This window comes from Stenotrophomonas sp. RG-453 (assembly GCF_033843685.1).
In the GTDB taxonomy this organism is placed as follows: Bacteria; Pseudomonadota; Gammaproteobacteria; order Xanthomonadales; family Xanthomonadaceae; genus Stenotrophomonas; species Stenotrophomonas bentonitica_A.
Map to the genome: position 1 here is coordinate 1 of NZ_JAMYED010000040.1, position 255 is coordinate 255.

The following is a 255-nucleotide window of genomic DNA, read 5'->3' on the forward strand; positions in this document are numbered from 1 at the left end:
GACGTAGCGAGCGTTTTGAGATTCTATCTTAGACGTGTCGTGAGGCTAAGGCGGAAGACTTAAATGTCTTCTTATTAATTGAGTCGTTATATTTCGTATCTGGGCTTTGTACCCCCAGGTCATATATATAACCCAAGGCAACTTGCGGTTATATGGTCAAGCGAATAAGCGCACACGGTGGATGCCTTGGCGGTCAGAGGCGATGAAGGACGTGGCAGCCTGCGAAAAGTATCGGGGAGCTGGCAACAAGCTTTG

The 255-nt window shown here is 48.2% G+C and carries 1 rRNA gene; it reads left to right on the forward strand.

The features are described 5' to 3' along the window. Positions 1–154 precede the first annotated feature (154 nt). Positions 155–255, forward strand: a 23S ribosomal RNA gene (locus tag NJD74_RS19670); the annotation flags it as partial.